Origin of the sequence: Ruegeria arenilitoris (genome assembly GCF_013032855.1) — a bacterium.
GTDB classification, from domain to species: domain Bacteria; phylum Pseudomonadota; class Alphaproteobacteria; order Rhodobacterales; family Rhodobacteraceae; genus Ruegeria; species Ruegeria arenilitoris.
The window spans coordinates 1249094-1263284 of the sequence record NZ_WQDA01000001.1; the positions used below are offsets into that span (position 1 = coordinate 1249094).

12 protein-coding genes are annotated in these 14191 nt (G+C 59.4%); 10 read left to right on the forward strand and 2 right to left on the reverse strand.

Going from position 1 to position 14191, the window contains the following annotated elements; translation table 11 throughout:
• Positions 1-63 precede the first annotated feature (63 nt).
• From GOW72_RS06085 to terL, 3 genes are read left to right on the forward strand one after another with little or no spacing between them, the layout of a single operon-like run.
• A complete protein-coding gene (locus GOW72_RS06085) occupies positions 64-1458 on the forward strand; it encodes a site-specific DNA-methyltransferase (RefSeq protein ID WP_244952328.1) in 1395 nt (464 codons plus the stop codon).
• Positions 1451-1882: a DUF5681 domain-containing protein gene (locus GOW72_RS06090; protein WP_093964947.1), complete on the forward strand. Its 432-nt coding sequence runs from the start codon at positions 1451-1453 to the stop codon at positions 1880-1882. Before GOW72_RS06085 ends, GOW72_RS06090 begins: the two co-directional genes overlap by 8 nt.
• Positions 1776-3347 carry a phage terminase large subunit gene (gene terL / locus GOW72_RS06095; RefSeq protein ID WP_170365927.1) on the forward strand — a complete coding sequence of 524 codons (1572 nt, stop codon included), beginning with the start codon at positions 1776-1778 and terminating at the stop codon, positions 3345-3347. The genes GOW72_RS06090 and terL overlap by 107 nt, the downstream gene beginning before the upstream one ends.
• A 340-nt stretch (positions 3348-3687) precedes the next feature.
• Here terL and GOW72_RS06100 read toward each other — a convergent pair whose 3' ends face one another.
• Positions 3688-4731: a helix-turn-helix domain-containing protein gene (locus GOW72_RS06100; protein WP_170357385.1), complete on the reverse strand. Its 1044-nt coding sequence runs from the start codon at positions 4729-4731 to the stop codon at positions 3688-3690.
• Between the two features lie 191 nt (positions 4732-4922).
• Here GOW72_RS06100 and GOW72_RS06105 point away from each other — a divergent pair, with 191 nt between their 5' ends.
• From GOW72_RS06105 to GOW72_RS06135, 7 genes are all read left to right on the forward strand, one after another.
• The gene (locus GOW72_RS06105; protein WP_170343540.1) at positions 4923-6440 is read left to right on the forward strand and encodes a metal-dependent hydrolase family protein; all 1518 of its coding nucleotides are present in this window, start codon (positions 4923-4925) and stop codon (positions 6438-6440) included.
• A 51-nt stretch (positions 6441-6491) separates the two neighbouring features.
• On the forward strand, positions 6492-7877 hold the full coding sequence (locus GOW72_RS06110) for a metal-dependent hydrolase family protein (RefSeq protein ID WP_170365931.1): 1386 nt from the start codon (positions 6492-6494) through the stop codon (positions 7875-7877).
• Positions 7878-7996: 119 nt separating this feature from the next.
• Positions 7997-9631, forward strand: a complete 1635-nt coding sequence (locus tag GOW72_RS06115) for an amidohydrolase family protein (protein ID WP_170365934.1) — start codon at positions 7997-7999, stop codon at positions 9629-9631.
• 68 nt (positions 9632-9699) lie between these two features.
• A complete protein-coding gene (locus tag GOW72_RS06120; protein ID WP_170364433.1) occupies positions 9700-10101 on the forward strand; it encodes a hypothetical protein in 402 nt (133 codons plus the stop codon).
• A gap of 78 nt (positions 10102-10179) precedes the next feature.
• On the forward strand, positions 10180-10545 hold the full coding sequence (locus tag GOW72_RS06125) for a DoxX family protein (RefSeq protein ID WP_170342826.1): 366 nt from the start codon (positions 10180-10182) through the stop codon (positions 10543-10545).
• Positions 10546-10586: 41 nt separating this feature from the next.
• The gene (locus tag GOW72_RS06130; RefSeq protein WP_170365936.1) at positions 10587-11840 is read left to right on the forward strand and encodes a carbohydrate porin; all 1254 of its coding nucleotides are present in this window, start codon (positions 10587-10589) and stop codon (positions 11838-11840) included.
• Positions 11841-12125: 285 nt separating this feature from the next.
• Positions 12126-12401: a glycine zipper domain-containing protein gene (locus tag GOW72_RS06135; RefSeq protein ID WP_170343544.1), complete on the forward strand. Its 276-nt coding sequence runs from the start codon at positions 12126-12128 to the stop codon at positions 12399-12401.
• Between the two features lie 189 nt (positions 12402-12590).
• On the opposite strand, the gene GOW72_RS06140 is transcribed toward GOW72_RS06135, so the two are convergent.
• Positions 12591-13628 (reverse strand): AraC family transcriptional regulator, encoded by a 1038-nt coding sequence (locus tag GOW72_RS06140; RefSeq protein WP_170365939.1) that lies wholly within the window; start codon positions 13626-13628, stop codon positions 12591-12593.
• Positions 13629-14191: the final 563 nt, after the last annotated feature.

A 14191-nucleotide genomic window follows, 5' to 3' on the forward strand; every position in this document is an offset into this window, starting at 1 on the left:
CGATTTTCCAGCGCGATCCCTCCATCTCGACGTCCGCGCGGCGTCACGCAAAAGGAGGCGGTTATGCCTGCCAAAAACACACACAGCGACGTTCGGGCGTCCAATACGCCTATCTGGATGGCCGAAAAAGTTATCCAATCCCAGATCAGCCAGATCAAGCCCTACGCCAACAACAACCGCGTGCACGCGGCCAAGAATGTCGACAAACTGAAAGCATCGGTGGCCCAGTTTGGCTTTGTCACTCCGATCCTGTTGGATGGTTCGGGCACAATCATCGCGGGTCATGGCCGCTATGAGGCCGCTAAGGCCCTGGGGTTGAATTCCGTACCGACTGTTGTCGCGGATCATTTGTCAGAAGCGGAAGTGCGCGCTCTGCGCATTGCGGACAATAAGCTGGCGGAATTGTCGGACTGGAATGAAGCGGCGTTGCAGATCGAATTTGCCGAGCTGATGGACCTCAGCCTTGATGGCGAGTTGAACTTTGATCTGGACATCACAGGGTTCGAAACACCGGAGATCGACATCATTATCGACAGCGTCGGTGAGGTGACGGTATCTGTAGCGGAAACTGTTGAGACGCCGGACCCTGCGGCACCCGTAGTCACGGAGCCGGGCGACCTCTGGGTTCTCGGAGATCATCGCATTTTCTGCGGGGACGCCCTTCAAGCCCAGAGCTACGACACCTTGCTGGAAGGCGAGACCCCGCAGATAGTCTTCACCGATCCGCCTTACAACGTGCCTGTCAATGGGCATGTGCGGTCCGGCAATAGCGCCGAATACCGCGAGTTTGCCATGGCGTCGGGAGAAATGACGGATAGCGAGTTCCGCGGCTTTCTTTCAGGCGCGATCACGCAGTTGTTTGACTGCCTGCCGAACGGAGGCATCGCGATGATCTGCATGGACTGGCGTCATATCGAAGAACTGATTACGGCGGGCAAAGCAGCTGGATTGGACCTCATCAATCTCTGCGTCTGGAACAAGACGAACGGAGGCATGGGCAGCCTTTATCGCTCAAAGCATGAGCTGATTTGCATTTTCAAGAAGCCTGGTGCGCCGCACATCAACAACGTCGAGCTGGGCAAACACGGGCGCAACCGGACCAACGTCTGGGATTACGCCGGTGTGAACAGCTTTGGGGCAGGGCGCGAGGCGGATCTCGCGGATCATCCCACGGTGAAGCCGACAGCTCTGGTTGCAGATGCCATCATGGATGTGAGCCACCGCGGCGATGTCGTGCTGGACGCCTTTGGCGGGTCCGGCGCGACTCTGCTGGCAGCTGAGAAAACCGGGCGCCAAGCGCGGCTTATTGAGCTCGACCCGGCTTATGTCGATGTGGCCATCCGCCGTTGGCAGGAGATGACCGGTGAGAGCGCCGTGCACGCGGTAACAGGCCAGACGTTCGATGCGCGTTTTGCGGCCAACGATACCACTTCAGAACAGGAGGTGGGTCATGTCTGACGATACAAAAGAGTATGAGGTCGGCTACGGCAAACCGCCCAAAGCGACCCAATTCAAAAAAGGCCGATCCGGCAATCCGAAAGGGCGGCCGAAAGGTGCCAAGGGGGTGAATGCCAGCTTGAAACGTGAATTGGAAACCAAGATTACGGTTCGCGAAGGCAGCCACGAAATCCGGATTTCCAAGGCTGAGGCAATTGCCAAGCGGTTCACGGCAGGCGCGTTGAAGGGCGACACGAAATTGTTGATGGCGCTGCTTAAGCTGGACACAGATCTGTTCAACGCAAGTGAATTGGACGCGCAAGAAAGCGTCCGTACGGTTGAGCCCGACGCTGTCGACTACGACATCCTCCGGGATTTCTTTTCCAGCCAACTGGACGGTGACGGTGATCTGGAAAACGAGGAGGCGGAAGATGACGACTCCTGATCCAAAAATCGTCGTGCAAGCCGCTCGCGAGGTTTGCCGGGACAATTTTTTTCCTTTCGTTTGGCGTGTGTTTGGCACGCTGCACCAGGGAACTGACCGCAGCTTTGATCCGGCCTGGCATGTGCGGGCCATGTGCCATGAGTTGGACAATGTCCGTCGAGGCGAAAACAAGCGACTGATCATCAACATCCCGCCACGTTGCCTGAAATCGGTCACCGTGGCCGTTGCATATGTCGCTTATCTTCTCGGTCAAAACCCCAGCGCCAAGATCATCGTTGCCAGCTATGGGTTGGATCTGGCGCGCAAACATTCCGAAGATTGTCGTCGGATCATGTCTGCGCGCTGGTACCGGGAAATGTTCCCTGAAACGGTCTTGGCTAAAAAGGGCAACACCTCAGAAGAAATCCGCACCACAAAGGGAGGCAGCCGTAAGGCTGTCTCCATTGGAAGTTCTGTCACCGGTCATGGCGCCGATTACATCATCATCGATGACCTGCTGAAAGCCGGAGATGCCGGCTCCGAAGCCGAGCTGGTCAAGGCGCAGGAGTTCATTGAGGGGACCTTGTTGTCGCGCTTCGACAATCCGGCCGAAGGGCGTGTGGTTATGGTTGCGCAACGGTTGCACGAGATGGATCCGCCGGGTTATCTGCTCGAACGCGGGACCTACCGGCATCTGAATCTGCCTGCCATCGCAGAAGGCCATGAGGTGGTTCCTCTTGGGCGTGGAAGGGTCATGCGCCGCAAACCGGGTGATCTCCTGTGCCCGTCCCGTTTGGATCAGGACACGCTTGATACCAAGCGTCGCGAAATGGGCGCGGCCGTGTTCAATTGCCAGTATCAGCAGAACCCCATTGCTCCCGACGGGTCGCCCTTGCGCTGGGAGTGGTTTGGCACCTACGAGACCATCGAAGATCGCCGCTGGTTCCAACTGGTGGTTCAGAGCTGGGATGCGGGCATGTCGGCAGACCCCCGGTCTGATTTCTCTGTCTGTACAACCTGGGGGTTCCGCGAAAATGCGTGGCATCTTATCGACGTCTGGCGCGGGCAGGTAGACTACCCAGACCTGAAAGCCAAGGCACTGCAACTTGTCGGCCGTTGGGATCCCGATCGTGTCCTGATCGAAGATGCGGCCTCCGGCAAACCTCTTTTGGACGAATTGTTTCGTGATGACCGTCGGCGCTACGAACGCATTAAACCCGACAAGGACAAGGAAACCCGGTTCCAGTCCGCTTGCGGTCCTGTCGAAGAGGGCAAGGTTTATCTGCCTGCAGATGCACCCTGGCTGCCGGTATTCAAACGGGAGCTTCAGTCCTTTCCACGCGGACGCAACGACGATCAGGTCGACAGCTTTGCCCACTTTCTGAACTGGTCCAAGGGACCGGGCTTCTACCGGGCATTGGGCCGCGACCACCGGATCAACATCGAACGTCGGGAGCGTAATCGAGAGAGGGTCAGGCGACGGTAGGATCTCGGAGTTGAGCTTGAAAACTCGTTGAATAGTACTGGGAGGGCCGATGTCGGACCAATCCTGAGAGCGGCCCCAATGACCGCTCGCAACCACAAACCGGTCTAATCGCTAATGCCGTCGGATGACGGCTTTGAGCCCAGAATACCCATTGGCACGTTCCGCAGAAACTGCCGCGATGGGCGGCAAGCGGGAGTTCGCTGCGGATAGCATGGAGGTCTCCTTTCCCATCGATTGCTCCCCGCGAAGGGCTCGCCGGCTCATGCATCTCTTCGGCATTACCATTGGCGACCGAGGTTCCAAGAGATTGCGGTAGTCGAGAAGTCGCAGCGGGGTCAGGCTAATCTGCAGGCGCTCCGGCAATTTGGGCCTCTTGTGCCTCCTTATTGCGCCAATCTTTCGGGGATATGCCGAAGTTCCGCGTGAAGGCTCGGGTGAGTGCCGATGTTTCGGACAAGCCGACCAATTGGGCGATCTCCTTGATCGAATGATCAGATGTGGTGAGCAGTTCGGAGGCCTTTTCCATCCGCAGCCGGTTGATCACCTTGGACGCCGTTGTTCCGTAGGAGGACAAGCGCTTGTTCAGCACCTTGGTGGTGATGCTGCACATCCGGGCGGCCTCGCTCACCGTCAGCGCCGGATCGGACAGCCTTGATCGCACGAGAATTTCGAAGCCTTCGAGGTAGTCCAGGGGCACATCGACCTGAACCGGTTCTTCGATATCATTGTCGTGGTTCACGAGGAGTTCGGGGTTGATTGGAAGCGACAGCCAGGCCGCCGGAAAGCGGATGGAGAATCCCCTGTTGTTGCACTTGATGCCCCGCACGCCATGAAACTGCTCCGGCAGCAGGGTCGGATCGCAGAGGCGCAGAACAACCTGGGTTGGATCCCATCGGAAATCGAGAACACGGTGCAGCAGGGAGATCCAGATCCCGACGAGAAAGGCGTCCGAATGGCCCGGCGACACCTCGGGTTCGAAATTGCGACTGGTGGTGAAGTAGGCGTGTTCCTCCTCGATCAGGAGCCGGAAGGACACCGCGTTGCTTTCCTTCGAGACGATCTGGGTGAACCGGGTGAAGAAATCGCCAAGGGTCACCGACTGGCCGAGGAGCGCCCCACGCGGCAGGAACTTCAACAGGTCTGTCTGTTGTCCCGCCAAGGCGCAGATATCCGGCCGGGTGATGTCGGCGATGGAGGCCAGCGCCGCATAGACCGTGTCATGCGGGATGAACTCGGCCGGGTTCAGGACCTGTTCCTCGCTCAATCCATGCAGCCCGAGCGCAAAGGCCGGATCCGCATCGAGCCGCCGCATCATCGCTACGACGGGGCCGAGGACCGTAGCACGTACGAGGGACAAACCGTCCTTTTGTTCTCCTTGCGGCATCCACATCACCCTTTCGCTCTCCGACACGCTACGGGCGCGGGCGCCTGACGGCCAAGCAGAAATTGGCTGAAATTGACCGAATCGGGTCAGAAAAATGCACCACGGGATCAGCGGGTCAAAAGAATCTCGGGGCACATGTGCATAGTGGGAGGATCGGTCCGCAGGAAGACCGACCCCTGGGAGGACACCAAATGACAACACTCAACCTGAAGGCGTTGCTGCCGGCCATGTCAATGGCAATTGCGCTCACGACGCCTGCCATTGCGCAGGATATCCCCAACATTCCCTCGGAGGTCACGCTGTTCAAGAACGTGATGGTCTTCGACGGGGTGAATGACGGCTTGAAAGATGTCGACGTGCTCGTCGTCAAGAACAAGATTCACAAGATTGCAGAGGACATTCCCGAATCCGGCACGTGGGAAGTCGAAGTTCGAACGGGCGGAAGCAAGCGCCTGCCCGATCCTGTTGGCGGTATCGACGGCTATTCTTTCACCATCCAGACCGAACGCGGTATCGAGACCAAAGAGGTCGAGGTCAATGTGATCGACGGCGGCGGACGCACCTTGATGCCGGGACTGATCGACAGCCATGTGCATGTGAATATGTACAAGGATGGCACGATCCCGGGCCTTCAGGACACGACATGGGAGGAGATCGGCGCACGTTCTGCGGCCTTTGCGCAGGAAATGCTGGCGATGGGCTTCACAACCGTGCGCGACATGTGCGGTGCACATGGTGGACTTCGTGCGGTAATCGACGAGGGTTCGCTTCCGGGCCCGCGGATATACTCGTCCGGCGCCTGCCTCAGCCAGACCGGTGGTCATGGCGACTGGGGGATCGCCGGGCAACGCAAGAACGAAAGCAATCTTGAACGGCTGGAGATCACGCGGCTTGTCGACGGCCCTGCCGAAGTGCTCCACGGCGCGCGGCGGAACTTTGCGCTTGGGGCCAACTACCTCAAGATCATGGTCAGTGGTGGTGTGACCTCCATCAAGGACCCGATCTACCAGTCCGCCTTTACAGACGAAGAAATCGCCGCTGCCGTCGAGGTGGCCGGGGACATGGATTCCTATGTCGCCATGCATGTCTTCATGGATAGCGACCTGTCGCGCGCGCTCGATCTCGGGGTCAAAGTGGTGGATCACGGCCTGACCATAACGGAACCGACGATGCAGAAGCTGGTAGAGAAGGAAGCGTTCTTCTCGCCCAACCTGACCGCGTTGGCGCCCGAGGCGCTTGAGCATCCGATGCACCAGGACCCGACCTTCCCGCCGACGGCGAAGTTCCTCTGGTTGCGGAAAAACAGCGAGCAGTTGTTTGATCTGGTGCGGAAGTACAAGCCGAAGATGGTGTTCGATTCCGACTACGTGCTGCTGACCGGTGTGCCGTACCGGCAGTCGATGGACTTCACCAAGGCTTTCATGGCGCGTGAGTTCGGCAACCTCTGGGCCTTGCAGATGATGACCTCGAATGGCGGCGAACTGGCCGCACTGACGGGACGCGGAAACCCCTATCCCGAAGGCAAGCTCGGCGTGATCGAGGAAGGTGCCTATGCCGATATCCTCATCGTTGACGGAAACCCGCTCGAAGACATCACTGCCATCGGCGCTGTCGATACATGGTTCGATGCCGAGCCACGCGGGCAGGACGTGCCGAGCATTCGCGTCATCATGAAGGACGGCAAGTTCTACAAGAACACGTTGAACTGAACTTTCGGCGGGGCGCTGGCCCCGCCGTCAACATTGCGGAAGGGCAAACTTATGAAGCATCTTTTCAAGGCCACATTACTGGCGGGCGTGGTGTCGCTCGCTGCCGGCATGTCCTCTGCGCAGGACGAAGCGCTGCCGCAGACCCTGTTCACCAATGTCCATGTTTTTGACGGCGTGAACGAGGCGCGGATCGAAAACGCCAGCGTTCTGGTCGAAGGCAACCTGATCAAGGAAATTTCGACGGACGGGATCGAAGCGCCCAACGCAACCATGATTGACGGCGGCGGGCGCACGCTCATGCCGGGGATGCATGACCAGCACGTGCATTTGCTGGTGTTCAACCCGCTCAGTGACGGGTTGCGCCAGAACATCACGCCCTTCCATCTTGGTGGCGTTGCAACGATCCGGTCCGAGCGCATCCTGATGAACGGGTTCACGACGGTTCGTGACCTCGGCGGACCGGCAAAGTCCATCGCGCGGATCATCGATACCGGTATGTTCCCCGGCCCGAGGATCTATTCCTCGGAGGCCTTCATCACGCAGACATCGGGCCATGCCGATTTCCGCAAGCTGAACGACCGGCATCCAACCCTGTCGGGGCAAGGCCCATCGCATTGGGTCGACACGGACATGAGCTTCATCGCGGATGGCCCGGAGCAGATCCGCATGGCGGTGCGCGAGAACCTGCGGCGCGGGGCAACCCAGATCAAGGTCATGGTCAGCGGTGGGGTCACGTCCGAGTTCGACCCGCTGCATTCGCTTCAGTACCAGGCGGAAGAGATCCAGATGGCGGTCAAGACCGCCGAGCAATGGGGCACCTACGTCACCTGCCACGTGTTCACCGAGCAGGCGATCCGCAACTGTATCGACAACGGTGCAAAGACCGTTGAGCACATCCCGTTCCTGACCAAGGAGGCCGCCGAGATCATGGTCGAAAAGCAGATCATGTTCGCGACGGCGGTAGCCCCGGTCTACTCGGTGACGACCGAACAGGCGGAAGCCTTCTACACGCCAGCCTCGTTCGCCAAATGGAAGAGTGTCCGTGACGCCGCCGCCAACATGATCGAGGTGATCCAGACGACACCGGGCATGATCGACCTCTACACTCTGGGCACCGATCTCATCAACAACTGGGACCAGACGCTTGAGCAGGACAAGAAGATGAACGACGAGTTCAAATACCTGCACGAGGCCAAGTTCAAACCCTTCGACATTCTGCGCATGGCCACATCGAACGGCGCCCGCATGAACCGGCTTACGGGCTTGAACAATCCGTATCAAGACGGCCCGCTCGGCGTGGTCGAGGAAGGCGCTTACGCGGATCTCCTGCTGGTCGATGGCAACCCGCTCGAAGACATCCTTCTTCTGGCCGATCCTGATCCCAACCTGAAGGTCATCATGAAGGACGGCGTGATCTACAAGAACACGCTGGACTGAGGAGAGCGCGGGGCGGTCTCCCTCGTCCGCCCCGCGTTTTTTTGCCCGACGCAATCATCCCGGAAGGACTGACCGTGAAACACCTCACTCTTGCCACTCTCATGGCCCTCTGCAGTTCGATGGCGGTTGCTCAGGAGTGCGACGTCGCGCTTCTCAACGGCCGCGTCATGGACCCGGAAACCAATCTTGATGCCGTGCGCAATGTCTGCGTGACCGGCGACAGGATCACCGCGATCACCGAAGATGCCTTGACGGGCAAGCGCGAGATCGACGTTTCCGGGAATGTAGTCGCGCCGGGATTCATCAACACCCATTCGCATTCCTTTGGCGGCTTCGATCAGAAGATGATGGCCCATGATGGCACGACGACGATCCTCGATACCGAGAGCGGCGTGGCGGATGCCGACCTGTTCTACGACAAGTACGAGGGCAATTCCTTTCTCAACTTCGGTTCCGGGATGGGGCACGAGGAGATCCGGCGTGTCGTGATGGATGGGGTTTCAGTCGAGCTGGCATCCGATCCGACCTACATCCTCAAGTCACGCGGTGCAGCCGAGGAAGAAGACGGACATGCCAGCTGGGCGCTGGATATTCCGACTGCGGATCAGCTCGTCGAAGTCATGACCATGTATGAAAAGGGTCTTCGCGCCGGGGCGATCACCGTCAACACGACGGTGGGATACATGGGATACAACACCTATCCGAAGGAGATTTTCGCGCTTCAGAAAATGGCGAAGAAGTATGACCGCTTCTTTGGCGCCCATACCCGTTTCGGTCCGACCGAGAGCCTGCCGCTCTACTATTCCCTGGGCGCAAACGAGGTGATCGCAAACGCCGTTGCGCTCGACGGGGCCCTGATCCTTTCCCACATCCAGAACCAGGGGTGGGAAGAAATCTACGAGCTTGCGCGCCGCCTGCAAATGCGCGGAATGACCATCTTCGCGGAATACTACCCGGCCATCACCGGCAATCCGAACATCGCGACACCGCAACTGCTGCCGGACAAGATCGAGGCGAACAATATCGTTCCGACCCGCGATATCTTCGATACCAGCACCGGCGAACTCTACGAGTCCGACGAGGAGTTCTTCCGGCAGCAGAAGGAGGATCCGAGCAAGCCGATTTTCATCACAGTCCGCCCCGAAGCAGACCTGGAGCGCTGGATCCACATGAAGGATATTGCGATCGCCAACGACATCGTCGGCTTCACCGTCGATGGCGAACCGCTGCCGATCGAGGCCGATTTCACGGAGTACGGGGGGCACCCGCGCAATGCCGGCACCTATGGCATCGTGTTCCGCGAGGCCCGTGAACAGGGCATCGCGCTGATGGAGATGGTGAACAACGCCTCCTACATTCCCGCGAAGTACTTTTCCAAGGTGGGCCTGAAGGCGATGCAGGAACGCGGCCGGATGCAGGAAGGCATGATCGCGGATATCACGATCTTCGACCCCGACACGATCACCGAAACATCATCGATGAAGAAGGGCATGAACGGCTCCTTCACCAAGGGAATCCCCTACGTTCTGGTGAGCGGGCAGGTCATTATCGACGACGGTGTCGCTAATATCGACCTGCGGCCCGGGCAGCCGATCCGTTACCCGGTCATCGAAGGGGGCGAGATCGATCTGGACCTCGGGGACAAGGAATTCACCTGGCACGCCGACATCGAAACGCCAGAGGATGAGCATTCCGAGTTCCCGCTCCGCCCTGCCGAGCTGGAACACTCCATTCCCGGAGCTCCGGGGCATTGAACCCACAAGAACGGTCAGGGCAGCCATGCTGTACTGACCACAACATCGAAGCAATTCCGGGTGGCAAGATGAACAGGATCCTTCTTTCGACAGCCCTTTGCGTCTCTGCGACAGTTGCAGCGGCGCAGGACACAAAAGACATGCGCACCTTCCTGTTTATCGGCGCATCCAACAGCGCCGCCTGGGAGATGCAGATCGCCAATCCCGGGGACCGCGCGGCCTCGGTGAAGGGTGGGATCGAGGCGCTCGGCGGCGAGCTTTTGAGCTACTATTGGGGGCTTGGGAACGGGAAGAACTACATTACCGTCGCCCTGCCGGACGACCCCACCTTCATCCAGGCCTTCTATGTCAGCCGTCTCGGTGACGGGTTGCTGGAGGATTACCAGATGATCGAGTTGATGAGCAGCGCCGACATGGCCGAAGCCCTCGCCCGTGTGCCGGAGATCAAGGCGCAGGACGATCTCAAGTAACCGGACTGCACACTCGGGACGATCCAGAAGGGAACATCAAATGAACTTCAGCCCTGTGTGTGTCGGCGGAGTCGTATTATGCAAATAGTTGCCATTGGCCTGCTGTCCGCCTTCTTTCTCTTCGCCAGTTCGATCAAGATCCTTGGCTGGCAGAAGCTCATCTTCGAAACGCAACTGGCGATGTTCGTCAAATACGGGCTGAACCGTCAGATCATGGCGCTTGTCGGTGGTGTCGAGCTTTTCGGGGCGGTGGCGATCTGGTTTCAAGGCAGCTTGCTCGGGCCGCTCGGGGCCGCTGCCCTTCTGGGCACGTCGCTTGGCGCAATCGGTTGTCATCTGATCTGGGACACTTGGAAAGACGGTGTGCCTGCCATGATCACGGCTACGCTTTCGGCCTTCGTCCTCTGGACGGGCCGGGATGTCGTACTGGCGATACTTGCATGAGCGGGCCGAAGAAGAATCAAGAGCAACAAGAGAGACCTCATATGGGACAGGCAAGGCTTCTCGGTACGGTCATCGTCGCTGGCTTCTGGTTATCAACCGGAGCCTTGGCGCAGGAAAGCCGGCCAACGTCCGCCCTGGAGGCCGCCGCAGCGGTCTCGCTCGGTGGCCCGGCATCCACGCAGGCCCAACTGGAACAAGACCGAGTGCGGCGGTTGCAGGACTCTCGCTGGCCGGGGCTGGATGCGGCATTGGACCCCTTGGAGGCATCGCGGCAACGCTTTGCCGAACGCACCGGCCTGAACCTCTCCTTCGACTACCAGGCCTATTACCAGTCCGCGACCGAGAGCCTGACCGATATCGACGAGGCCGCCTTGGGCCAGGCGCGCATTCTGGGCCAGTGGACGCTGCTCAATCGCGGCGGCGAAAATCCCGGGCAATTGGTCTTCACATTGGAGAACCGCCATCTGCTCGGCACGGACATCGCGCCAAGCGGGCTTGCCGGGGAAATCGGCTATGCGGGCGTCACCGCAACGACATTCAGTGACACCGACACGACCCTCTCCGTCGCCTACTGGTCCCAGACGCTCGCTGGCGGGAAGGCCGGTTTCGTGGCCGGCCGGATCGATCCGGGAGACTACTCGGACATCCTCGGCTACGTGAACCCACGCACGACTTTCTCCAATTTCTCGATCCTGTTCAGCCCGGTCCTGCCGATCCCCGATCCCGGCTTCGGCATTGCGGGGGGCGGTTTCCTGACCGACCAGATCTATGCCCTCGGTGTCCTGTCGGATGCAAACGGCTCGCTGACCGATGTCGAGTGGTTTCCCGGTGGCCCCGAGTTCTACAAATACGCCGAGATCGGATGGACGCCCGAACGCTCGAAGCGCTTTCTAACCAACGTTCACCTCGGGGTATTTCACGTCGATGAACGCACCGAGGCAGGCGTGCCGGAGAGCTACGGGGCGATCCTGTCTGCCAACCACACGATCAACGAGGAATTCATGATCTACGGACGCCTCGGCTGGTCGGAGGGTGAGGCGCCGATCGCCCGACGCGCAGCCAACGCTGGACTTCTATGGCGGCCGGGCCTCTATGACGACCTCTTTGGGTTTGGCGCGACCGTTGCGGACCCGGTAGATGAAACGCTCGACACCCAGACCACAATGGAGGCCTTCTATCGGTTGGACCTGTCGGACAATGTCGCCCTGACGGCGGACGTCCAGCACATGATCAACCCGGGCTTCAACGATCAGGACACGACCGTTTTCGGCTTGAGGCTGCGGATCAATCTTTGACCTGAGTAGCGGCGGATAGAATGCCGTCTGGTTGGGAGTGTCGTGCCTGCGCCGGAACGGCCCATGCAGCCATCGCGGCCAAGGAGGCGACCCCTTGGATGATTGGCATTGCGTCAGGCGAAAGTCTTGACGGCAGAACAACCGTCGAATTTGGCTTGTTGCTCTGCAATGTCAGCCATTCCAATGAAGCTGTCGGATGCTCTCAAGCGGGGGCATGGCGGTTCGCTTAGATCTTTCCACAGAAGGCGGCCACGGAGGTCGCCACCGTCAGAAAGGTTGGAACCGATGACAAACACCCTCAAGAACACCGTATTCGCCGCCCTTGCCGCCTCACTCGCCCTCGCTGCCCCGATGGCCGCCAATGCCGGTGACATCGGTGAGAAAGCCCTCAAGGGCGCTGTCGCCGGCGCCGTGCTGACCGAAATCACCGGCGGCGACGCCAAGGACGGCCTGGCCCTCGGCGCAGCCGCCGGTGCGCTCGGTGGCAAGATCGCCGAAGACCGGGATCGTCAAGATCGCAAGGACGATCGCAAGAAGGGTGGCAACAAGCACAAGCGCTGATCCCGCAACGAGACAACCGGAACGGTTTACCCCTTCCAACCGACGCTGGAGAGATCCGGCATCTGCTTCAAACCCGTTAGGCCTCATGCCTGCCGGGTTTGTTGCGTCAGGGTGGTTCAGGAAGACGGAGAAACGTGAAAGTGCGGGCCTATGATCCGAGCAGTCCGGCCTCTACTCAGATCGTTCGCCCTATGCCAGGGGCGCTTCTGTTGCTGGCTGCTCCCTGAAGTCGCTGGGGGGCTGTCCGTACCATCTTCGGAATGCCGTGCTGAAGGTACTGGCGTCGCTATATCCGAGAAGATCGGCGATCTCGGTGAGCGGAAGCGTGCTGTTGAGCAGATAGTCCCGGGCCAGAGCCTTTCGCAGATTGGCGACGACCGCTGCGAAGCTCGTGCCCTCGTCGGTCAGTCGGCGGGCCAGCGTTCGGGCGCTCATCCCAAGTTCCGCCGCAATTGCGTCCTGCTGGGCCGTGCCGGCTGCAAGACGCGCCGTAATCTGCCTCTCAACAACCCGGGCCACACTGTTGGGTGTCTGCGGCATCCGAGCCAGCGTGTTCTCGCAAATGACCGAAAGCGTCCGCTGCAAGTTGTCGTCGGCCGTCAACAGCGGCACATCCATATCAGCCGCCTTGAAGGCAATGCTGTTCTCCGCGGCACCAAACAGGACATTGCAGCCAAAGAACCTGTCGAGGGCCTCGGTGCCGGTCAGCCGCTGATGCGCGAACCGAACATGCGTCGGACGGATTTGCCGATTGGAGTAGTCCCGCAGGGCGAAGACCGTGCCAACGGCTCCAAACTCGGCATATTGCCCGGTCGGAATGCTTGCTGGCACATCGTAGTGCCAGGTCAGCCGGGTGGTTTCCGGGCCTTCTTCCATGGCCGTCTTGCTCGCGTCACCGATCACGCGCTGAAAACGGGTGATGTTTCGAAGGTAACCGCCAACGGTAGGTGCCGAAACGCCGACATAGGCGAGCAACCCGGCCTTCCTGACCAGGTCCGGCGACTGTGCCAGGCGGTATCCGACAAGGTCGTCCCTGGTCAAAGCGCTCGCCTTTTCAAACAACCAGGCAGTCTTGTCGAAGGACCAGCGAGCATTCGGGTCTTCGAGTTGAGATCTGGTTATCCCGAACTCCTTTCGGATATCCCGCTCGGAAAGGCCTGTTTTCTTCAACTCACCGACAATGATCTGTCCCCAGATTGCGCTGTGTTTTGGAATCTCGGATTTCATTTCTGGTCCGTAGTCTCGGTGTCTGACGTGTTGCGCCACGTTAAGGCCCGTCTGACCTTCTTGCCAGTTGCCAAAGCCAACGTTCGAACAACGCAACGCCCGTTTCGTTCAATACCCGCAGTGCCTTTCACACACTCGCCACCAAGGTAGGCGCGACGTCGGTCGCGAGTAACTCGAGATCCGTGCGGTGTGACACACCGAGTAGCGGCGCACATCGTCCGGGTTGGGCAGCTTGCTTGTTCGCTGTGGCTTTCGAAGCCGCCATTCTCGGCGCGCTACTTAAAAGTCCGCTCTGGGCCGGAGGCGTCAGGAGGCTCCACCAAGGTGGTCACGCGGCCCGCCTCAGCGCCGCATGGCTGCTTTGAACCCAAAGCCGGTGTTCTTGCTACGTGGGATTACCTTCAGTTTTACGCCCTAAAAAATCTATACCTTACGTCACCCTCTTCATCAGGTTTACCAGATGGTTTTACAGGCGAGCCTGAGGTGGCCTTCAATAACTTCTTCGCCATCTTGAGGGTTCAGTTATGATCTCCAAACGCGTATTTTTGTCCAGTCTTGCATCG